This window comes from Microbispora sp. CL1-1 (genome assembly GCF_012034195.1).
Classification (GTDB): Bacteria; Actinomycetota; Actinomycetes; order Streptosporangiales; family Streptosporangiaceae; genus Microbispora.
In genome coordinates this window covers 18,569-38,526 of the sequence record NZ_JAATEK010000027.1, presented here as the reverse complement: position 1 = coordinate 38,526, position 19,958 = coordinate 18,569, and the positions used below count along the sequence as shown (strand labels likewise).

Here is a 19,958-nt window from a genome sequence, read left to right as displayed (position 1 = left end):
GGCGGCGTTCTCACCGCGTGGTGAGTCCTCGAAGGTCCCCGGTGCGGTCAGCCGGGCCCGACGACCGGGCGGTGCGGGCGTACGCCGGCCTTCCGTACGGGCAGGCGGTAGGTCTCGCCGCGCATGAGGTAGTGGACCATGTGCGACAGCCCCGCTCGCCGGACGTGCTGCTGGAAGTCCTTGAGCGGGGAGGCGAACGCCGCGTAGTCGTCGTAGTGGACGGGCAGGGCCGACTCCGGCTGCATCAGCCCGAGCCACTCCACCCCCTGGGCGCCGTCCATGGTCACGGTGACGCCGAGGATCCGCGTGCCGCCGAGGTGCAGGATGCCGACGTCGATGTCGGGGAAGCGGCGCGGGATCTCCGACAGGCACTCGTCCATGATCGTGTCGCCGCTGATGTGCAGGCGCAGATCGACCTCGCCCGCGTGCGCGAAGTCGAGCACACTTCCCATCACCGGCGGCATCATCGAGTTCACCGGGCCCGGCGCGTGCCGGGCGGGCGTGGCCGTCACGGTGAGCGTGCCGTCCCCGTGGCGCTCGTGGTGATACTCCCACGGCTCCAGGCCGATGGCGCGGACGAAACCCTGGCGGCGCAGCCGGGCCGCCGCGTGTCGGGTGGTGACGATCGGCAGGTCCTTGTCGAGGCCTTTCCTGGCGATCCTGTCCCAGTGGTCGCCGTGCATGTGCGACAGCACGACCAGGTCCAGCGGCGGGAGCTCCGTGATCTCCATCGCCGGCTCCGTACGGCGACGGGTGCTCAGCCCCCAGCCGAGATGGGCCCGCTGCCCCTGGTGCAGGAAGTTCGGATCCGTCAGCACGGTGAAACCGTGAGAACGGATGATCATGGTGGCGTTTCCCACGAAGAACACGGTCGCGTCCGCTGGATCGGGCATGACGCCTCCCCTCTCCCAGGCTTCCAGGCTACGTAAACCACCACAAATCACCCGAAAGCGGGGTGAGGTTAGCTAGTCGATGTCGAGCGAGAATCCGAGCTGGCAGTACAGCTCCAGCAGGTCGAAATAGTGCCGATGGGTGGCCACGAGGCCGTTCTTCGTGTGGAACACCCCGCAGCCGCGCAGGGTGATCCGCCGGCCGCTCGCGTCCGCGACGACGTCCGGCAGCGCGATGGTGCCGGTGTGCGTGCCCGTCATCATCCACTCGTTGAAGCCGGGCTCGGCGTACTCCACCCTGTTCCAGACCGTCATGGCCAGGTCGACGAAGCCCCCGAACAGGTCCTTCCAGTAGCCGATGATCCGATCGCGCCCCTCGCACATGCTCAGAGGGGTGACCAGGACGGCATGCCGGTCGTAGCACGCCGCCAGCCGGTCGAGGTCATGCGCGTTCACCGCGTCCAGCACGCGGTCGGCGAGCTGTCGGCCGTAAGGCATGACGGATCACTCCCCCAGGGCCCCAGGGCGTACACCCCACGGTAACCCCGCCTTGGCAAAGGCCGTCCACAGGGGACGCAACGCCGCCGGACGCGGCACCTGGCCTCACGCGGGCCGGGCCCGTACGGCACGGGCCAGGGCGACGGCGCTCACCGCGCCGGCGGCCGCGGCCAGCGCCAGCCACCAGGCGGTCGCGCCCATGGCCTCCGGACGCGGCGGATCGGCCAGGGCGAGGAACACCGCACCGAACACCGCAACCCCGCTGAGCTGGCCGAACTGCATGGTCGTCGTCAGCAGGCCACTCGCGTCGGCGGCGCGGGCGGGCGGCACGTGGACCAGGGCGTGGGTGAGCAGGCTGGTCGAGACGCCCAGCCCCGCGCCGAGCACCACCAGCGCGGCCCACATCACCGGGTCGCCGGTCGCCGAGACGGCCAGGGCCGCGGTGCCGACGACGCTGAGCGCCAGCCCGGCCGGTGGCAGCAGGTGGTGGATCCGCCCCGGAAGCCTGCGCCAGTGAAAACTGCCCAGCCCGAACGCCGCGGCCATGGGCAGGAACGTGAGCCCGGCACGCAGCGGGCTCTCCCCGAGCACGCCCTGCAGATGCAGGGCGAAGGTGAACAGGAACCCGCCATAGGCGACCATCAGGGCCAGCAGCGTCGTCAGCCCCGAGGGCATGCCGGTCGCCCGCAGCACGTCCAGGTTCAGCAGCGGGTCGCCGCCGCGGGCCGCCGTACGGCGCTGCGCCACGACGAACACGGCGGCGAGCACCACCCCCGCGGCCATCGACGCGTACGTCCACAGGGGCCACCCGGCCTCCCGGCCCAGCACGAGCGGGAGCACGACCAGCAGCGTGGCGGGCAGCGCGAGCGCGAGGCCCCGCAGGTCGAGCCGGCGCGAGCCGCGCGGCCGGTCCGGCGGCGCGTCCGCGGGCACCAGCCGGGGCACCACGACCGTCAGCACGACGCCCACGGGCACGTTCACGAGGAACACCGGCCGCCAGCCGGTGCCGGCCAGGTCGGCGCCGACCAGCACCCCGCCCAGCGCCAGCCCGACGACCGAACCGGCCGAGAGCACCGCGGTGTACGCGCTCAGCGCGGTGGCCCTGGCCCTGCCCGTGAACCTGGTCTGGATCACACTCATGATCTGCGGGACCATGACCGCCGCCGCGGCCCCCTGGACGAACCTGAAGACGATCAGCGTCCCGGCATCGGGCGCGAGCCCGCACAGCAGCGAGCCCGCGGTGAATCCGGCGACCCCGATCACGTACATGCGGCGCCTGCCGTACAGCTCGCCGAGCCGGGCGCCGGTGATGAGCAGGGTCGCGTACGCGATGATGTAGCCGCCCACGACCAGTTGCAGCGCGGCGCCGGACGCCCCCAGGTCGGCGCCGATCCTGGGGATCGCCACGTTGACGATGTAGAGGTCCAGCAGCCCCATGAACTGGCCGGCGAGCAGCACCGCCAGCATCGGCCAGGGCCGCCCGGCACGGGGCGGCGCGGGGCGGACGGTATGGCTGGTTGTCACGTCGTGTCCTTCCGCAGTGGGTTCACCGGTACGTACCGGGGCCGGCCGGAAAACTCATCGGCGACCGATGAGTCCGGCGCGGCGAGGCGGTAGATACCGGTGACGGCCACGCGACGCGGGAGAACACATGTGGAGTGACGAGGAGTTCGAGCAGATCACCGGGCCCTACCGGCGTGAGCTGATGACGCACTGCTATCGGATGCTCGGCTCGGTGCACGACGCGGAGGACCTGCTGCAGGAGGTCATGCTGCGGGCGTGGCGGGCGTCCGGCGACTACGACGAGCGGCGGGCCTCCCCGCGCACCTGGCTCTACCGCATCGCGACGAACGCCTGCCTCACGGCGCTCGAACAGCGCGGGCGCAGGGCCCTGCCGTCCGGCCTCACCGGCCCGAGCGACGACCCGGAGGCGGGACCGCAGCGGCGGCTGCCCGAGGTGACCTGGCTGGAGCCCGTTCCCGACGCGCTGGTGGACCCCGCCGCGCTCGTCGCGTCGCGGGGCGGGGTCCGGCTGGCGTTCGTCGCGGCCCTGCAGCATCTGCCGCCACGGCAGCGGGCGGTGCTCATCCTGCGCGAGGTGCTGGCCTGGCGGGCGAGCGAGGTCGCCGGCCTGCTGGAGACCTCGGTCGCCGCGGTCAACAGCGCCCTGCAGCGCGCCCGCGCCCAGCTCGACCGGGTGGCGCCCGCCGAGGACGACCTGGTCGAGCCGGACGACCCGGCCTGCCGCGACCTGCTCGACCGCTACGTCGCGGCGTTCGAGAAGGCCGACGTCGAGGCCCTGGAGCGGCTGCTGCGGGAGGACGCCGTGCTGGAGATGCCGCCGTTCCTGTCGTGGTTCGCCGGGCGGGAGATGTTCGGCGACTTCATCCGCTGGGTCTGCGCCGCCCGGGGCCCCTGGCGAATGGTGCCGACCCGCGCCAACGGACAGCCTGCGCTCGCGGCCTACGTGGACGGCGGCGACGGCGTCTTCCGGGCCCACTCGCTCCAGGTGCTCACGATCTACGGGGACCGCGTCGCGCGCAACGTCGTGTTCGGCGACCCCGCCCTGTTCGCCGTCTTCTCGCTGCCGCCCATGGTCTAGCGACGTCTCCCGAGGCAGGAGAGGAGCGCCTCGCGCATCTCGGATCGGGTCCTGATCCGTGCCGCGATGACGCCGTCGGGACGGACGAGCAGTGCGCCCGGGTCCCACACCGCGTCCCACCGTTCGCGGTGGGCGGGGTCGACGACGCCGGGGTCGACGGGAACTGCGGCCACGGGAACTGCGGCCACGGGAACGGCGGCGACGAGCTCACGGAGCTCATCGAGGCGGGCCGCGAGATCGCGGACGACCGGCTCCGTGCTGCGGCCGACGAGGCTGAAGCGGGTGGGATCGAGGAGGTCGAGCGTGCTGCGGCCGTCGCCGAGGCGCACATGCGGCATCCGGGTGCCCGGCCGGCCACTCGGCCGGGCGGGGTCCTCGACCGGGGCGCCGCCGTCGTGCCCGTAGTCGTGCCCGTATCGGAAGCCGAGCGCGAGCGCGACGGCGTCGATCTGCTCCGGTGGCGGCGCCTGTCCGGGCCTCTTGCGGGAACGCAGGAGCGCCTGGGCGACGGTCAGCTCGGCGATCGGCCGCCGTTCCGGCTCGTAGGTGTCCAGCAGCGTCTCGGCTGCATCGCCACGGCACACGGCGGCGATCTTCCAGGCGAGGTTGTGGGCGTCCTGCACTCCGGTGTTGCCGCCGAAGCCGCCGTAGGGCGGCATCACGTGGATCGCGTCTCCGACGAGGAACACCGGGCCTGCGCGGAAACGGCCGGCGACGTAGGCGCCGGTCGTCCACCGCGCGGTGTCCTCCATCACCGGACGCAGGTGGGGCAGGCCCGTCGCCGCCCGGATGACCTCGACGAGCCGGTCGTCCAGCTCGCCGGGCTCCAGCGCGGCCCATCCCGGCCGGAGGTAGGTGCCGAGCTGCCAGGAACGGTCGTCCTTGGTGCCGCGGGCGAACAGGAACGCGCCGGCGTCGCGACACATGATCGCGTTGACCTCCCGCCCGCGCAGGGCCGGTGCCAGATCGGCGCGGAAGACCACGCTGACCGACTCCCCCTTGATCTCCTCGCCGCGCAGCGCGATGCCGAGCCGGGCGCGGATGCCGCTGCGGGCGCCGTCCGCGGCGACGAGGAACCGGGCGCGTACGAACCTCTCCTCGCCGTCCTCCCCACGCAAACCGACCGTCACCTGGTCGGCGGTGATGTCCGTCAGGACGGCCGTGGTGCGGAACCGGACCTCCGCTCCCAGCTCTCGCGCGCGTCGCAGCAGGATCGGTTCGAGACGCTGCTGGTCGCACGAGTACGGCACGGTGGGGCTCAGGCCCGCCGCCTCGACCTCGTCGGCCGGGGGCGCGATCCACGTTGCCCACTCTCCCGCCAGGGTCTCGGCGTTCTCGAACCCGCTGTTCGCCTCGCCCGCCGCGCGGACCTCCGCCTCGATGCCCAGGGTGCGATAAAGCTCCATCGACCGGACGTTCACCAGCCGCGCCTTCGGATGCACCGAGGTGCCCGGGTGCCGGTCGACGGCCAGCACCCGCACCCCCTGCCGGGCCAGGAACGCGGTCGCCGCCAGGCCCGCCAGGCCCGCGCCCACGACGATCACATCGACGTCGCTCATGACGACGTCCGCCACGCGTTCGGCTTCCGCTCCGCGGCCGGGCGGGCGGGCGCGTCCGAGGCCAGCGAGGTCACCAGACGATCGAGCTGGTCGGCGAAACGGCGGATCTCCTCCGGCTCCCAGCCGGTGAGATGCGCCGAGAACCGTGCGGTCATCTCGGCCTGGAACCGCGCGCGCTCCCGGCGCCCGGCGTCGGTCACCTCGATCGCGTACGACCGTCCGTCCGAGGCGTCGCCGACGCGATGCACGAACCCGAGCCGTTCCAGCTCCGCGACCGCCCGTGTCACCGACTGCGGTGGAACATCCAGCTCCGCCGCCGCCGCGCTCGGCCGCACACCGCCCTGCGCCGCGAGATTCAACAGGCCGAGAGCCACGGGCCCCGGTTCGGAGGCCGCCGCAGCTCGCCGCTGTATCTGGGCCGCCCGATGCAACGCCCGTACGATCGTCCAGACCGAACTAGTTACTTCCATGAAGGAAGTATATGCCGCGACGGGATCGGGCCACCGGCCCTGTCAGCCGGTCTGGCCAAGGAAGGCCGTGACCTCGCTCTAACCGAGGAAGGCCGTGACCTCGCGGACGAAGGCGTCGGGGGCGGTCTCGTGCACCAGATGCCCGGCCGGGATCGTGACGTGCACGGCGCCGGGGATGCGGCGGGCCATCTCGGCGACCCGGTCCTGCGGGATGTGGCTGTCCTGCCCGCCGCCGATCACGAGCGTGCGGGCGGTGATCCGGCCCAGCCGCTCCAGCCAGGCCGGGTCGGGCTCGTCGATCTGGGGCCTGATCGCCTCGACCATGGCCCAGTCGAACGACAGCGGCCCCTCCGGCCGTACGAGCGGGGGCGGGACACGCGGCACCGGGAGCGGGACGTCCTCCAGGACCAGTGTCCGCACCCGGCCCGGCCGCTCCGCCGCGAGCAGGTAGGCGACGACGCCGCCCATGGAGTGCCCGATCACGTCGACCGGGTCGAGCGACAGCGCGTCGAGGAAGGCGAGGACGTCGTCGCGCATGAGTTCCAGGCCGTAGTCCCCCGGCCAGTCGCTGGCGCCGTGACCGCGCAGGTCCAGGGCGTACACGTGCCGGCCGACGGCCAGCGCGCCGGCCACACCGTCCCAGCCGGCCATGCCCTCGCCCAGACCGTGCAGCAGGATCAGCGGCGGGGCGCCGTCCGGACCGTACGTCCGGTACGCGATCCCGATGCCGTTGGTCTTCACCCTCGCGCTCGCCACTTTGCGACGATAACCCCCGGTAAACCCCTATGGGAGCAACGGGCACAGCAAGTAGCATGTCGCCGAAAACGGGATCACCGTTGATCGTCGGCCGATCCCGCTTGCCGGGTGGCCGGAAGGCTGCTCGTACGCGGGAGGTCAGGTGTCCGCACTGCGGCGCGAGTTCTGGGCGCCGGTCGCGCTCTCCTATGCCACCTTCATCCTCGTCGGCCTGAGCTCCGGCGTGGGCGGGGTGCTGCTGCCGGCGCAGATCGACGACTACGGCCTCGACAAGGCCACGATCGGCACCCAGTTCTTCGCCTTCTCCGCCGGGTTCATGCTGTCGGGCTCGACCGCGGGCCCGCTGATCCACCGCCTCGGCATCCGGGCCTCGCTCCTCCTCGGCGGCGGCACGTTCGCACTGGCCGGTCTCCTCACCGCCGTGCGCCCGCCGTTCCTGGCCTTCCTGGTGATCCAGATCGTGGCCGGATATGGCACCGGCATCTTCGAATCGGTGCTGAACTCCTACCTGACCGACCTGCCCGGGGCGACGACGCTGCTCAACCGCCTGCACGCGTTCTTCGGCGTCGGCGCGCTGCTCGGGCCGCTGCTGGCCACCTGGATCCTGACCTTCCTGCCCTGGACGGCCGTGTGGCTGGTGCTGGCCCTGGTCTGCCTGCCGCTGCTGATCGGCTTCTATCTGACCCTGCCCGCCCGCGAGGCCCCGCCGCCCGCGACCGCCGAGGAGCACGCGGAGCGCTCCGGCCTGCTGGCCACCGCCTCACGGCAGCCCGCCGTCCTGCTGGGCGCGGTGTTCCTCGCCGTGTACGTCGGCCTGGAGATCAGCGTCGGCAACTGGGGATTCAGCTTCCTGGTCGACGAGCACGGGCAGAGCGGCCTGCTGGCCGGATACACCGTCTCCGGGTATTGGCTCGGGCTCACCCTGGGCCGCTTCCTGATCAGCCCGATCGCCACCCGGCTCGGCATGACCGCGACCGGGATGACCTTCCTCTGCCTGGCCGGGGTCACGCTCAGCACGACGCTGGCCTGGCTCGTGCCGGGCGCCGTGATGGCCAGCGTCAGCTTCGTGCTGCTCGGCTTCTGGCTCGGGCCGATCTTCCCCACGACGATGGCCGTGGCGCCCCGGCTCACCGTGGCCCGGCTGGTGCCCACCGCCATCGGGCTGATCAACGGGGTGTCGGTGATCGGCGGCGCGGTGTTCCCGTGGCTCGCCGGGGCGATCGCCCAGGGGATCGGCGCCTGGACGCTGCCGCCCTTCGCCGTGGCGCTGGCCCTGCTGCAACTGGTCATCTGGTGGCTGGTGACCACCCGCATGACCCCGGCCGCGAGCACCGCCGCCTCCTCCTCTAGCTAGCGCCGGCGGCGGGACCTGGTCAGTTCGAACGCCGCGACCGTGGCGAGGCCGTATCCGAGGTGGGGGAGCAGGTCGGACATCCAGCCGCCGACGCCCCACTCGCGCGGGTCGGTGAGCCCGAGCGCGGTCATCGGCGCGCTGCCCGCGACCGCCGCCGCCATGCCCACCCCGGTCGCCGCGGCCGGGAGGCTGACCCTCCGCCGTACGGCGTGGCGGAACAGGCCGTAGGCGAGGCCCACACCGACGCCGGTGAGGATGCCGAGCATGGGCCCGAGCCCCTGCTCCCGGTTGCGGGCGTCCTCCTCCTCGCCGAGGCCGACGTGGAGCCGCTCGCTGACGGCGCCGGCCGCCTGCTCCGGCAGCGAGCTCGCCGGACGGGCGCGCACCGCCATGTCCAGATAGGTGATCGCGTTGAGCACGGTCGTCCCGGCCGCTCCCGCGACCGCTCCCGCCGCCATGTCTCGATAAATGCTCATAGCGGTCGCCTAACCGGGCCGGGCCGCCCCAAACGGCACGCGCCCGCGCGACGTTCAAGGGGCGATATAGGCTCGTCCGGGTGACGGTAAACGACACTCCGGGGGACGGAATGGACCGACAGCTCACCCTCATGGCCGTGCACGCGCACCCCGACGACGAGGTGATCGGCACCGGCGGGATCCTCGCGAAATACACCGCCGAAGGGATCCGTACGGTCCTGGTGACGTGCACCAACGGCGAGCAGGGGGACGGCCCGGGCGGGGTGAAGCCGGGCGAGCCCGGTCACGACGATGCCGCCGTCGCCGAGCGGCGGCTGGCCGAGCTGCACGAGTCGATCGCCCACCTGGGGATCGACCACCTGGAACTGCTGGGCTACCGCGACTCCGGCATGGACGGCTGGGACGGCAACGGCCACCCCGACGCGTTCGCGAACGTCCCGGTCGAGACGGCCGCCGCCAGGCTCGCCACGCTGATGGAGCACTACCGCCCTCAGGTCGTAGTCACCTATGACGAGAACGGCAACTACGGGCACCCCGACCACATCCAGGCCCACCGCATCGCGGTCGCGGCGGCCGAGAAGACCGGTATTCCGGACAAGTTCTACTACGCCGCCGTGCCGCGTGAGGGCATCCGGCAGATGTTCGAGTTCATGCGAGCCAACGGCATGGCGCCGGACGACTTCGAGCTCCCCGACGACTTCGGCACGCCCGACGAGCTCATCACCAGCGTCGTGGACGTCTCGCCGTACGTGGAGAACAAGCTGAAGGCGCTGGCGGCCCACGCGAGCCAGGGCGACAACATCCCCTTCCTGAAGATGCCGCCGGAGGCCCAGCACCAGGCGTTCTCACGCGAGTACTTCATCCGGACGACGTCCCGGGTGGCCGCCCCCGACAAGGAGGACGACCTGTTCGCCGGCCTGCGCGACTGAGCGCTCAGCTCGGGACGCCCTCGCGCATGAGTGCGACCTACCCCTCCTCCAGCGACGGCCGGACCGGGACCGCCGCTGGGTCCGGCCCGTCCTGGCTGACCACGCGGTAGCGCGTGCCGTCGGGCCCGCCGACCGCCGACACGACCACGCCGGTGGCCGGGGGCGTCCCGCGAGTGACGACCTCCCACGTCGCGCCCTGGGCACGGTCGACGATGCCGGTCACCGGGTCGGTGAACATCACACGGCCCGCCGCCATGACGGCGACCTGCCGCAACAGCTCCGGATCCGTCGAGTCCATCGTGATTGGGTACTGTCCGGACGCCGGGGTTCACGGCAAATCGGGGTAATTGACATCACAGTGCACCGGCGCGGCACAGGGGGAACCGCGTGGGCTGCGGTGAGTGAAGTGTGCCTGGCTCGGCAACGGCACCGGCCCTTACGCTTACGGCGAGAACAGAGGGGAGTATCCCTTCGCGACGGCCTCGTCATTACGGCGTGAGCGCCCGGGGCCGCCGGTCCGGCCACAGGATGGGCGGGAGAGACCTCTGGTCAGCTTCGCGCTGCCCGGGAGGCCGTTCGTGACCGAGTTCTTCAAAACCGTGGGCATGGGGGCGTCGATCGTGCCCGTCGCCGTCGCCGTGGTCGTCGTGGCCGCCGGTCTGACCGCTATCTGGGCACCGTCGGCCAAGCGTCAGACCCGCGCGGTCCAGGTACTGAAGATCGTCCTGCGGGTCCCTTCCCCCACGCGACGGTCGCAGGTGCAGACCCCGCCGAAGACCACGGACCTGGGCGAGTTGCCGCCGTTTCCCGGACGGGAGAAGTGACAGTTGGACGCCTCGCGCCGGGGCCGCGAAGTCCCCCGCGGCGGTTTCGCCGGCCGGCCCTTCAGCGATGCCCGAGAAGGCGCCGGCCCAGGGCTTCGGCGGCCTCGCGCAGTTCGGGTGACCCGACAATGCGGAAGGGCGCCCGGATCGCGGTGAGCTGCCGGACGTACCAGTCCGGTTCGTCCGTGCTGCCCACCAGGCGCGTGGTGGTCGCGTCGATCGGCTCGCGGTGGCCCAGGCTGCGCGGGATCCACTCGGCCACGGCCTCGGCGGGCGCGTCGACGACGACCTCCACCTGGTGCCGCCACCCCGCCGACAGATGGTCTTCCAGCATCTCCGCCGGGTCGAGATCGGCCGGAGGGCCGGCCGGCACGTCGAGCACCTCGACGTCCGCCACCTTGTCCACCCGCAGCACCCTGCGGGCGTGCTTCGTGTGCGACCAGCACAGCAGATACCACCGGCCGCGGCGTACGACGACGGCCCACGGATCGACCTCCATGACCCGCTCGTCTCCCGGGCGGATGCGATATCCGAGCCGCAGCCGGCGGCGCCCCGCGCAGGCCTGGACGAGGGCGGCGGTGGTCTCCGGGCTGGGCGGTCTGGCCCCGGGCTCGGGGTGTCTCGTGCTCAGGCTCCGTACGGCCGCGGCCGGCCCCGCGACCGCCTCGGGAAGCACCCGCAGGATCTTGCCGAGCGCGCCGCCCACGGGATCGGCCGCGTCCGCCGAGTCGTGGTGACCGTCGAGCACGGCCATCACCAGCCCGAGCGCCTCGGCCTGCGTGAACATCAGGGGCGGCAGCCGGAGCCCCCGGCCGATGCGGTATCCCCCGTAGGGGCCGCGTTCGGACTCCACGGGGATGCCCGCCTCACGCAGGATGCCGACGTAACGCCGGGCGGCCCGCTCCGAGACGCCGAGCCGCCCGGCCAGCCGTTCCGCCGTGATGCCGGGACTGCTCTGGATCAGTTCGAGGAGCAGGAGCGCCCGCGCCGTCGGGCTCTCGTCGTGCGTCATTCGGCAAACCCGCCATATTCCGGAAGTGGATCGTCCGGAATGCACCGTAGCCTGTGCCGCATGACCGAAAACGTCCTCCATGAGCCGCCGGTCGCCGGTGACGAGATCGACACCTTGCTGGGCTCCCTTGACCGCCAGCGCCGGATCTTCGCCTGGAAGTGCGGCGGGCTCGACGCGGCCGGTCTGCGGGCGACCACCGCCGCGTCGTCGATGACCTTGGGAGGGCTGCTCAAGCACCTGGCGCTGGTGGAGGACGACATGTTCTCGCAGAAGCTGCTGGGGCGACCTCCTGCGCCGCCGTGGGACACGGTGGACTTCGACGCCGACCCCGAGTGGGAGTGGCGCACCGCCACCGACGACACCCCCGAGCAGTTGACGACGTTGTGGCAGGACGCCGTGGCCCGCTCCCGGGCCAACGTACGGCAGGCGCTGGCCGAGGGCGGCCTCGGACGGCTCGCGGTGTACACCAGCTCACGCGGCGAGTCGCCCAGCCTCCGCCGCCTGCTGATCGACATGATCGAGGAGTACGCCCGCCATGCCGGGCACGCCGACCTCATCCGCGAGTCCGTGGACGGCCTGGTCGGAGAGGACCACCCGTAGAGATGAGGCAGGACATCACCGAGCCGATTCCCGCCGATCGACTCGTCGTCGTCCCCGCCGACCAGGCGTCGTGGGACGACCTGGAGGCCGTCTTCGGCACGACGGACTGCCATTGCCAGCGCTACAAGATCTTCACCTACCAGTGGCACTCGGTGTCCGACGCGGAACGCGCCGCGCGCCTGCGCGAACAGACCGGCTGCGGAACCCCCGGCGCCCGGTCGACCAGCGGTCTCGTGGCCTACCTGGACGGTGAGCCGGTCGGGTGGTGTGCGGTCGAGCCCCGTACGGCCTATCCCCAATTGACCCGCACCCGCGTCCCCTGGAAGGGGCGGCAGGAGGACCAGGCCGACGACAGCGTCTGGGCCGTGACCTGCTTCGTCACCCGCAAGGGCTTCCGCCGGCGCGGGGTGACCTACGCGCTCGCGCACGCCACGATCGACTACGCGCGTGAGCGGGGAGCCCGGGCCCTGGAGGCATACCCGATGATCACCAGGCCGGGGGTCGAGATCACCTGGGGCGAGCTGCACGTCGGCAGCCGCGACGTCTTCCTCGACGCCGGGTTCACCGAGGTGAGCAGGCCGACCCTCGCACGAGCCGTCGTACGGATCGACTTCTGACCTGCCGATGTTCGGCGTGCGGCGGGTCGGCGGCGCGCTCAGCTGACCCGGCGGTCGGCAGCGCGGCCGGCCACCGGCCCGGCCGACCGGAGCTCGGCCGGCCGACGGGACGGCCCGGCGATCGGCGGCCCGGTCGGGCGACGATCAGCCGACGGCGCAGCCGGCCGGCGGCTTGGTCCGCCGGGGCGCGGTCAGTCGGCGATCGCGATGCGGAGGCGGCGGAAGCCGCGGCCCTTGCTCTCGATCTTGGCGACCTTGATCCTGCCGATCTGCTTGGTCGAGGCGACGTGCGTACCCCCGTCGGCCTGGGTGTCCAGGCCCACGATGTCGACGATCCGCACCTCGGGGATGCCCTCCGGCACGAGGTTCGTCGCGGTGCGGATGATGTCGGGGATCGCGAACGCCTCCGCGCGGGGCAGCACCCGTACGTCGATCCGGCGGTCGGCGGCGATCTCGGCGTTGCACGCCTCCTCGACCGCCTCCTTGAACCCGGGCGGCACCTCGGGGAGGTTGAAGTCCATCCGCGCGGTCATCGGCTCCATGTTCCCGCCGGTGACCAGGGCTCCGTAGTCGCGGAAGACGACGCCGCACAGCACGTGCAGACCCGAATGCGTGCGCATGAGCGCGGAGCGCCGCTCGTCGGCGACCGCCGCCCGCACGACCGTTCCGGCTGGCGGGATCGGGTCGTCCGCAGCGGGGATGAGGTAGAGGTCGTCGCCCTTGCGTACACCCTCGATGCGGGTCTCGACGCCCTGCCACAGCAGCACGCCGTGGTCCGGCGGCTGGCCTCCGCCGCCCGGATAGAAGGCCGATCGGTCCAGGACGATCCCGTCCGGCGTGGCCTCCAGCACGACGGCCTCGAAGGACCGCAGATCCTGGTCGGTCAGCTCCAGTCGCCTCGTCCGCCCATGCAGATCGAACGTCACCTCACCGAGTCTAGCCACGGTAGGCGAGGCGGGACCGGCCCGAGCACAAGCCGCACGGCCCAGTCAATGCCGTCGGTCAGAACCGGACGAGCCCGGTCGGCGAGAAACGCTTTGACGGAGTGAGTGCTCACTCCGTACGGTCGAGGCATGACGAAACCCCCACCGAACGCCCCTGACGCAGCCCCTGCCGGACGCCGCCGGCCAGGCGCCGAGGGCCCGAGCATGAGCGCCGGGCAACGCCGCGCCGTGAACGTGACCGTTCCGCTTATGGCCGAGCGCGGAGCCGCGGTGACGATCGGTCGGATCGCCCCGGCGGCGCTGTCCGCCCGGTTTCGCCGGCCCGACGCGAACGGCGAACCGATCCTCTTGGCCTCGCCGATCGAGCCCTTCCCGCACGGCGCGTTCGAGCACGCGAAACCGCCGGCCAGGTCTCAGGGCGGTGCTTAGTGGACCGGGGTGGGGGCGGCATCGAATCGGCGATGCGCCGCCTGCCACTCGGGTTGGACGACCCGACCAGCATCGCCGACAGCGGGCTGACCGGCCCTATCGACATTCCGGACACCACGCCGCGCGAACAGCCCAGAGACCTGAGGTCGCGGTGGCGGCGGATCCGGCAGACGGTCGCCGGCACCGCGCGCGGGCTGCCGCGCGTGGTCGGGCTGACATGGCAGGCCAGTCCCGTGCTGACCGTGGTGATCGGCGCGGTCACCATCGTCAGCGGCCTGCTGCCCACCGCCTCGGCGTACATGACGAAGCTGCTGATGGACTCGGTGGTCGAGGGCATCCAGGTGCACGCCCAGCACCGTTCGGACGTCGTCATGCTGACGGTGCCGCTGTTCCCGGGCATCGCCATGACGTCGGTCGCCAAGATCGTCGCAGTGGCCGCGCTGCAGTTCCTCCTCTTCACGGTGACCACGGTCGTCACGTCGCTCACCAACATCGCCCAGCAACTGCTGCAGGAGAAGATGGTGCTCACCATCCGCCACAAGGTGATGGCGCACGCGAGCGACCTGCATCTCGCCTTCTTCGAAGGCTCCCAGTCCTACGACCTGCTGCGGCAGGCCGACCAGGAGGCGCCCAGCCGCCCGCTGTCGATGATGAACTCCGCGTTCGGCCTGGTGAAAACCGTGATCACGTTCTGCACGATGATCGCCATGCTGATCGCGATCAGCCCGTTGCTCGCGGTCGTCGCGCTCGTCACCCCGATCCCCGCGTTCGTCTCGCAGACCCGATACTCCGCCAGGAGCTTCGCGTTCAGCTTCCTCGGCTCACCGATCCGCCGCCGGATGGAGTATCTGGCCGGGCTCGTCACCACCGACACGTACGCCAAGGAGATCAAGCACTTCGGGCTCGGCTCCTATCTCGTCGACCGGTTCCGCCGGCTCGGCCAGGTCTACTACGAACGGCAGCGCAAGCTGATCGGCACCCGCAACGCGGCCGCCGCCGCGTGGAGCATGCTGACGACCCTCACCAGCTCCGGGATCTACCTCTACATCGCGGTGCAGGCCGGCTCGGGCCGGCTCACCCTGGGTGATCTCGCGCTCTACACCGGCGCCGCGACCGCCGTGCAGGGTGCCGTCCAGGGCCTGTTCCTGGGGTTCAGCGGCATGTACGAGAACAACCTGTTCCTTGACCTGCTCTACCGCTTCCTCGGCACCCGCCCGGAGATCCGCAGGCCGGAGCGGCCCCGCCCAGTGCCGGCCGACGTACGGGGTCACGTGCGGTTCGAGGATGTCTCGTTCAGCTACTCCGGTTCCGACGTCAAGGCGCTCGACCGGGTCGGCTTCGAGATCCGTCCGGGCGAGACCGTCGCGGTCGTCGGCCGCAACGGCGCGGGCAAGTCCACCCTGATCAAGCTGCTGTGCCGGTTGTACGACCCGACGGAGGGCCGGATCCTGCTCGACGGCGTCGACATCAGGGAGTACGACCCGGAGGACTACCGGGCCAGGATCAGCGCGATGTTCCAGGACTTCGTGACCTATCAGGCCACCGCGAGCGAGAACATCGGCCTCGGCGACCTCTCGCATCTTGAGGACAGGGAGGCGATCGCGGACTCCGCCGAGCGGGCCGGGATAGCCGAGCGCCTCGAGCGGCTGCCCAGTGGCTTCGACAGTCCGCTCGGCCGGTGGTTCGACCAGGGCGTCAGCCTGTCCGGCGGTGAATGGCAGAAGATCGCGCTGGCCAGGGCGTTCATGCGCGAGTCCGCGATCCTCGTGCTCGACGAGCCGACCTCCGCGCTCGACGCGCAGGCCGAGCATGATCTGTTCACCCGGCTTCGCGCCCTGGCGGCGGGACAGACGACGCTGTACATCTCGCACCGGTTCTCCACCGTCCGCCAGTCCGACCGGATCATGTTCCTGGAGGACGGCAGGCTCGTGGAGGACGGCACCCACACCGAACTGATGCGGCTCGGGGGCGGATACGCCGAGCTGTTCACCCTCCAGGCGTCGGCGTACCTCCACGACGAGGAGGCCGGCCGCCTCCCCTGATCACACCCCTTCTAACCCGAAAGTTTCGGAGGGGCTGCCGGGTGTTTTACGGCGGTCGGGAACCCGCTGGCATGCCTTTCATCAGCCACGACACCGTGTACGCGAGCTTGCGGGCGGTTTTGACCTCTTGACGTAGCACTATCGCGTTCCTATGGTCTGCATTACTTTCGTAATGTCACAGAAACTTTCGGGCGTACGTCGTCTGAAGATGGAGTCATCGTGGTCAACCGAAGCCGTCGCCCACGCAGGCCACGTCTTCTCGCCGCTCCACTGGCCGCGATAGGTCTGCTGCTGGGCATGGCACACCCGGCACTGGCCGACAACCCGACTCCCACGGTCGTCGACTCGGCCCGCGGCGGCGGGCGGTCGGTCAGCTTCACCTTCGACGACGGGCCGAACCCGCCCGACACCCTGCGCCTGCTCGACGTGCTGCGCGAGCACCGCGTGAAGGCGGTCTTCTGCCTCTGGGGCGAGCATGTGCGGCAGCACCCGGAGGTCGTCCGGCGGATCGTCGCCGACGGGCACACGCTGTGCAACCACGGCATGCGCCACGACGACATGGCGACCTGGCCGGCCGAGCGGATCCGCGCCGATCTGCTGGAGACGACCGCCGCCATCCGCGCGGCCGTACCAGGGGCGCGCATCCCGTACTTCCGTGCCCCGTACGGCAACTGGGGACAGACGCCGGCCGTCGCGGCAGACCTCGGCATGCAAGCGCTGGGCTGGCGTCTGGCCATCGGCGACTGGGAGACGCCGGGCACCGCCGAGCTGGTCCGCCGCCTGAGAGAAGGGATCACACCGGGGGCGGTGGTCCTGATGCACGACGGCGGCGGGGACCGAAGTCAGACCATCGCCGCCGTCGACACGGTCATTCCCGCGCTCCGGTCGGAGGGATGGCGCCTGTCGCTGCCCGCCCGCCGGGGCTGACCCGATCGCAGTACCCATCAACCCCCCACTTTCATCCCCCGAGGAGTTCGTGTGCTTCGTTCCGCACTGTCCATCGGCCTCGTGAGCGCCACGGTCCTGCTGAGCGGGGCGGCTCTCACCGGCTCGGCCTCGGCCGAGCCCGGCGCCGCCCCCGCCCCTCCTCCGCCCGGCCCCGGGCACTCCGCGCCCGTCCCCGCGGACTCGCTGCGCGCTCTCGGCGACCGCATCGGCCTGCGCATCGGCACCGCCGTGAACACGGATGAGCTCGGCAGCAACGCCGAATACACCCGGATCACGGCCGAGCAGTTCTCCAGCGTCACCCCGGAGAACGTGATGAAGTGGCAGCTCGTGGAGCCCAACCGCGGCACGTACGACTGGGCCGCGGCCGACCGGCTGGTCTCCTTCGCGAAGAAGAACAAGCAGCTGGTCCGCGGTCACACGCTGGTGTGGCACAACCAGCTGCCCACCTGGCTCTCCTCCGACGGCTTCACCACCACGCTGTCGAACAACGAGGTGAAGGCCGTGCTCAAGAAGCACATCCAGGACCAGGTGAAGCACTTCAAGGGCGACATCTGGCAGTGGGACGTCGTCAACGAGGCGTTCGACGACGACGGCAAGCCCCGCGAGACCATCTGGTACAAGGCGTGGGGCGGCCTCGGCTACATCGCCGACGCCTTCCGCTGGGCACACGAGGCCGACCCCAAGGCCCTGCTGTTCTACAACGACTACAACCTCGAGTTCACCGGGCCGAAGAGCAACGCGGTGTACGACTTCGTCAAGACGCTGAAGGCGCAGCGCGTGCCCATCGACGGCGTCGGCTTCCAGGGCCACCTGGACACCCAGTACGGCTTCCCCGACCTGCAGAACAACCTGCAGCGCTTCGCGGACCTCGGCCTGAAGGTGGCCGAGACCGAGGTGGACGTCCGCACGTTCACCGAGGCCGCGCCGAACGTGAACACCCCGACCAACCCGCTGGCCGTCTACGCCCAGGAGAGCTACTGGTCCCGCGCTCTGAAGGCCTGCCTGGCGGTGCGCGAGTGCATCTCGTTCACCCCGTGGGGCTTCGGCGACACCTACTCCTGGATCCCCGGCTGGTTCGCCGACCCGCAGGAGGGCGCCGCCCTGCTGTATGACGCGGACCTGAAGCCCAAGTCGCAGTACTACGTGATCCAGCAGGACCTCGCACTCGCCGCGGGCGCGCCGCGCCGCGACGGCGGAGGCCCGGGCCGCCCCTGACCGACCCAGCCGGGCCGGCCGAACGGACCGACCCAGCCGAACCGGCCGAACCAGCCGGACTGATCGCATCGGCCGACGGGCACGGGGCCGCACTCCACGAGGCGGCCCCGTGTGCCACATCCCGCCGTACGACGCCTGGCGGCGGCGTCCTCTTCCCCAGGGATATGCCGCCAGGCGCTGTGACCGCCGGATGACCAGATCCGCTCGTTCCGCGATCGCGGGGCGGGCGGATCGACCACAGGCGTCCCTCCGCCAATGTCAGGCCCATCTCAGTGGACGGGCCCCGCCGACTTGACGGCGCTGTCCGCTCGGGCGGGCAGGAGCACGGCGGTGACGACCACGGCCACAGACAGCACGGCGCCGATGACGAAGGCCAGCCGCATGCCGTCGAGGTCGGCGAGCGCCTCCGCGACTCCCGCCGATCGCAGGGCATCGGCTCGCGCGCTCATCACGGTGATCACCAGCGCGGTGCCGAAGGCCGCGGCGACCTGCTGCAGCGTGCTCAGGATCGAGCTGCCGTGGGAGTAGAGGTGCGGGGGCACCGCGCCGAGCCCGAGGGTGAACACCGGGGTGAAGGTCGCGGCCAGGCTCACCATCAGCAGCGCGTGCAGCGCCAGGAGCTGCCAGTAGGGCATGGTCATGGTGACCTGGGTGAAGCCGGCGAGCGCGAGCGCGATCCCGACAGCGCCGGGAATGACCAGGACCCGGCCGCCGAACCGGTCGAACAGGCGGCCGACGGGCGGACCGAGCAGCCCCATCGCGAGACCGCCCGGCATCACGAGGAGCCCGGTCTCCAGGGGGCTGAGCGCGCGGATGTTCTGCAGATACAACGGCAGCAGGATCATCGAGCCGAGCATCGCCATGAAGGACACCGCCATCAGGATCAGCGCGACCGTGTAGGTGCGGTGGCGCAGGGTGCGCAGGTCCATCAGCGGCACGCCGCGCTTCTGCAGCGACATCTGGCGGACGACGAAGACGGCGATGGCGGCCAGACCGCCTCCCACGATCGCGGCGGCCACGCGAACGTTGCCACCCTCGAACCGGCTGAGCCCGTAGACCAGTCCGCCGAAGCCCACGGCCGAGGTCACCACGCTCAGCCAGTCGATCGAGCTGACCTGGGTCTCGCCGACGTTCTTGAGCTGCTTCAGGCCGCGCCAGGTGATCATCCCGGCGATGGGGAGCACCACGGCGAACAGCAACCGCCAGGAGCCGAACTGGAGGATCACGCCCGACACCGTCGGGCCCATCGCGGGCGCGACCGAGATGGCCAGGCTGACGTTGCCCATCACGCGGCCCCGCTCCGACTCGGGCACGACCTGCATCAACGTGGTCATCAGCAGCGGCATCATCACGGCCGTGCCGCACGCCTGAATGATGCGGGCGCCCAGCAGCACCTCGAACGACGGCGCGACGGCGGCCAACGCCGTGCCGAGCAGGAACAGGCCCATCGCGGTGGCGTACGCGCGGCGCGTGGTCACCCTTTGCAGGAACCAACCGGTGATCGGGATCACGGCGGCCATGGTCAGCATGAAGGCGGTCGAGAGCCACTGCGCGGTCTGCTCGGTGATGTGCAGAGCGCCCATCAGCCGCGGGATCGCGTTGATCATGATCGTCTCGTTGAGGATGACCACGAACGTGGCGAGCACCAGCAGCCGGATCACGGCCGGGGTGCGTCTCGAAACCGCGGTCGCGGGTTCGGCTGGGGAATCGACCTGTGCGATGGACATGGCACCTCGATCAAGGGTTGTAGGGGGACGACGTGGTCGCTGCTGGCGTCCCAGCCTGGGCTCCCA

21 protein-coding genes are annotated in these 19,958 nt (G+C 71.3%); 10 read left to right on the top strand and 11 right to left on the bottom strand.

Features of this window, described 5'->3' with window-relative positions; all coding sequences use genetic code 11:
* Positions 1-47: 47 nt before the first annotated feature.
* From HCK04_RS27070 to HCK04_RS27060, 3 genes are all read right to left on the bottom strand, one after another.
* Positions 48-893 carry an MBL fold metallo-hydrolase gene (locus tag HCK04_RS27070; RefSeq protein ID WP_142650213.1) on the bottom strand — a complete coding sequence of 282 codons (846 nt, stop codon included), beginning with the start codon at positions 891-893 and terminating at the stop codon, positions 48-50.
* Between the two features lie 72 nt (positions 894-965).
* On the bottom strand, positions 966-1,388 hold the full coding sequence (locus HCK04_RS27065; protein WP_142650212.1) for a nuclear transport factor 2 family protein: 423 nt from the start codon (positions 1,386-1,388) through the stop codon (positions 966-968).
* Positions 1,389-1,493: 105 nt separating this feature from the next.
* Positions 1,494-2,912 (bottom strand): MFS transporter, encoded by a 1,419-nt coding sequence (locus tag HCK04_RS27060; protein ID WP_205830763.1) that lies wholly within the window; start codon positions 2,910-2,912, stop codon positions 1,494-1,496.
* 127 nt (positions 2,913-3,039) lie between these two features.
* Here HCK04_RS27060 and HCK04_RS27055 point away from each other — a divergent pair, with 127 nt between their 5' ends.
* On the top strand, positions 3,040-3,990 hold the full coding sequence (locus HCK04_RS27055) for a sigma-70 family RNA polymerase sigma factor (protein ID WP_142650211.1): 951 nt from the start codon (positions 3,040-3,042) through the stop codon (positions 3,988-3,990).
* Here HCK04_RS27055 and HCK04_RS27050 read toward each other — a convergent pair.
* The 3 genes from HCK04_RS27050 to HCK04_RS27040 all read right to left on the bottom strand — a co-directional run bounded on the left by HCK04_RS27050 (position 3,987) and on the right by HCK04_RS27040 (position 6,775).
* A complete protein-coding gene (locus HCK04_RS27050; protein WP_142650210.1) occupies positions 3,987-5,549 on the bottom strand; it encodes an FAD-dependent monooxygenase in 1,563 nt (520 codons plus the stop codon). The genes HCK04_RS27055 and HCK04_RS27050 overlap by 4 nt on opposite strands.
* Positions 5,546-6,019: a MarR family winged helix-turn-helix transcriptional regulator gene (locus tag HCK04_RS27045; RefSeq protein ID WP_142650209.1), complete on the bottom strand. Its 474-nt coding sequence runs from the start codon at positions 6,017-6,019 to the stop codon at positions 5,546-5,548. The genes HCK04_RS27050 and HCK04_RS27045 overlap by 4 nt, the downstream gene beginning before the upstream one ends.
* 78 nt (positions 6,020-6,097) lie before the next feature.
* On the bottom strand, positions 6,098-6,775 hold the full coding sequence (locus tag HCK04_RS27040; RefSeq protein ID WP_205830762.1) for an alpha/beta hydrolase: 678 nt from the start codon (positions 6,773-6,775) through the stop codon (positions 6,098-6,100).
* A gap of 142 nt (positions 6,776-6,917) precedes the next feature.
* On the opposite strand from HCK04_RS27040, the gene HCK04_RS27035 reads away from it, so the two are divergent.
* Positions 6,918-8,129, top strand: coding sequence for an MFS transporter (locus HCK04_RS27035; protein ID WP_205830761.1), 1,212 nt, complete (start codon positions 6,918-6,920; stop codon positions 8,127-8,129).
* On the opposite strand, the gene HCK04_RS27030 is transcribed toward HCK04_RS27035, so the two are convergent.
* Positions 8,126-8,605, bottom strand: a complete 480-nt coding sequence (locus HCK04_RS27030) for a hypothetical protein (protein WP_240971846.1) — start codon at positions 8,603-8,605, stop codon at positions 8,126-8,128. The genes HCK04_RS27035 and HCK04_RS27030 overlap by 4 nt on opposite strands.
* 80 nt (positions 8,606-8,685) lie before the next feature.
* On the opposite strand from HCK04_RS27030, the gene HCK04_RS27025 reads away from it, so the two are divergent.
* On the top strand, positions 8,686-9,534 hold the full coding sequence (locus HCK04_RS27025) for a PIG-L family deacetylase (protein WP_260617418.1): 849 nt from the start codon (positions 8,686-8,688) through the stop codon (positions 9,532-9,534).
* Between the two features lie 37 nt (positions 9,535-9,571).
* On the opposite strand, the gene HCK04_RS27020 is transcribed toward HCK04_RS27025, so the two are convergent.
* Entirely contained in the window at positions 9,572-9,832 is a 261-nt protein-coding gene (locus tag HCK04_RS27020) for a hypothetical protein (RefSeq protein WP_142650208.1), read from the bottom strand.
* A gap of 280 nt (positions 9,833-10,112) precedes the next feature.
* Here HCK04_RS27020 and HCK04_RS27015 point away from each other — a divergent pair, with 280 nt between their 5' ends.
* On the top strand, positions 10,113-10,358 hold the full coding sequence (locus tag HCK04_RS27015) for a hypothetical protein (RefSeq protein WP_142650207.1): 246 nt from the start codon (positions 10,113-10,115) through the stop codon (positions 10,356-10,358).
* A 61-nt stretch (positions 10,359-10,419) separates the two neighbouring features.
* Here HCK04_RS27015 and HCK04_RS27010 read toward each other — a convergent pair whose 3' ends face one another.
* Entirely contained in the window at positions 10,420-11,370 is a 951-nt protein-coding gene (locus tag HCK04_RS27010) for a WYL domain-containing protein (protein WP_142650206.1), read from the bottom strand.
* A gap of 60 nt (positions 11,371-11,430) precedes the next feature.
* Here HCK04_RS27010 and HCK04_RS27005 point away from each other — a divergent pair, with 60 nt between their 5' ends.
* Together HCK04_RS27005 and HCK04_RS27000 are read left to right on the top strand one after the other, a co-directional pair.
* Complete coding sequence (locus HCK04_RS27005; RefSeq protein ID WP_142650205.1) at positions 11,431-11,970, top strand: DinB family protein; 540 nt, start codon at positions 11,431-11,433, stop codon at positions 11,968-11,970.
* Between the two features lie 2 nt (positions 11,971-11,972).
* Entirely contained in the window at positions 11,973-12,587 is a 615-nt protein-coding gene (locus HCK04_RS27000) for a GNAT family N-acetyltransferase (RefSeq protein ID WP_142650204.1), read from the top strand.
* 191 nt (positions 12,588-12,778) lie between these two features.
* Here the strand turns inward: HCK04_RS27000 and HCK04_RS26995 are convergent, their stop codons facing one another.
* A complete protein-coding gene (locus tag HCK04_RS26995) occupies positions 12,779-13,513 on the bottom strand; it encodes an alanyl-tRNA editing protein (RefSeq protein ID WP_142650203.1) in 735 nt (244 codons plus the stop codon).
* A gap of 222 nt (positions 13,514-13,735) precedes the next feature.
* Here HCK04_RS26995 and HCK04_RS26990 point away from each other — a divergent pair, with 222 nt between their 5' ends.
* The 4 genes from HCK04_RS26990 (at position 13,736) to HCK04_RS26975 (ending at position 18,165) form a co-directional block, all read left to right on the top strand.
* Positions 13,736-13,960, top strand: a complete 225-nt coding sequence (locus HCK04_RS26990; RefSeq protein ID WP_142650202.1) for a hypothetical protein — start codon at positions 13,736-13,738, stop codon at positions 13,958-13,960.
* A gap of 32 nt (positions 13,961-13,992) precedes the next feature.
* Entirely contained in the window at positions 13,993-16,002 is a 2,010-nt protein-coding gene (locus HCK04_RS26985) for an ABC transporter ATP-binding protein (RefSeq protein ID WP_142650201.1), read from the top strand.
* Between the two features lie 297 nt (positions 16,003-16,299).
* Entirely contained in the window at positions 16,300-16,929 is a 630-nt protein-coding gene (locus tag HCK04_RS26980; protein ID WP_142650200.1) for a polysaccharide deacetylase family protein, read from the top strand.
* 51 nt (positions 16,930-16,980) lie between these two features.
* Positions 16,981-18,165, top strand: a complete 1,185-nt coding sequence (locus HCK04_RS26975) for an endo-1,4-beta-xylanase (protein ID WP_142650199.1) — start codon at positions 16,981-16,983, stop codon at positions 18,163-18,165.
* Positions 18,166-18,434: 269 nt separating this feature from the next.
* Here the strand turns inward: HCK04_RS26975 and HCK04_RS26970 are convergent, their stop codons facing one another.
* The gene (locus HCK04_RS26970; RefSeq protein WP_142650198.1) at positions 18,435-19,892 is read right to left on the bottom strand and encodes an MDR family MFS transporter; all 1,458 of its coding nucleotides are present in this window, start codon (positions 19,890-19,892) and stop codon (positions 18,435-18,437) included.
* Positions 19,893-19,958: the final 66 nt, after the last annotated feature.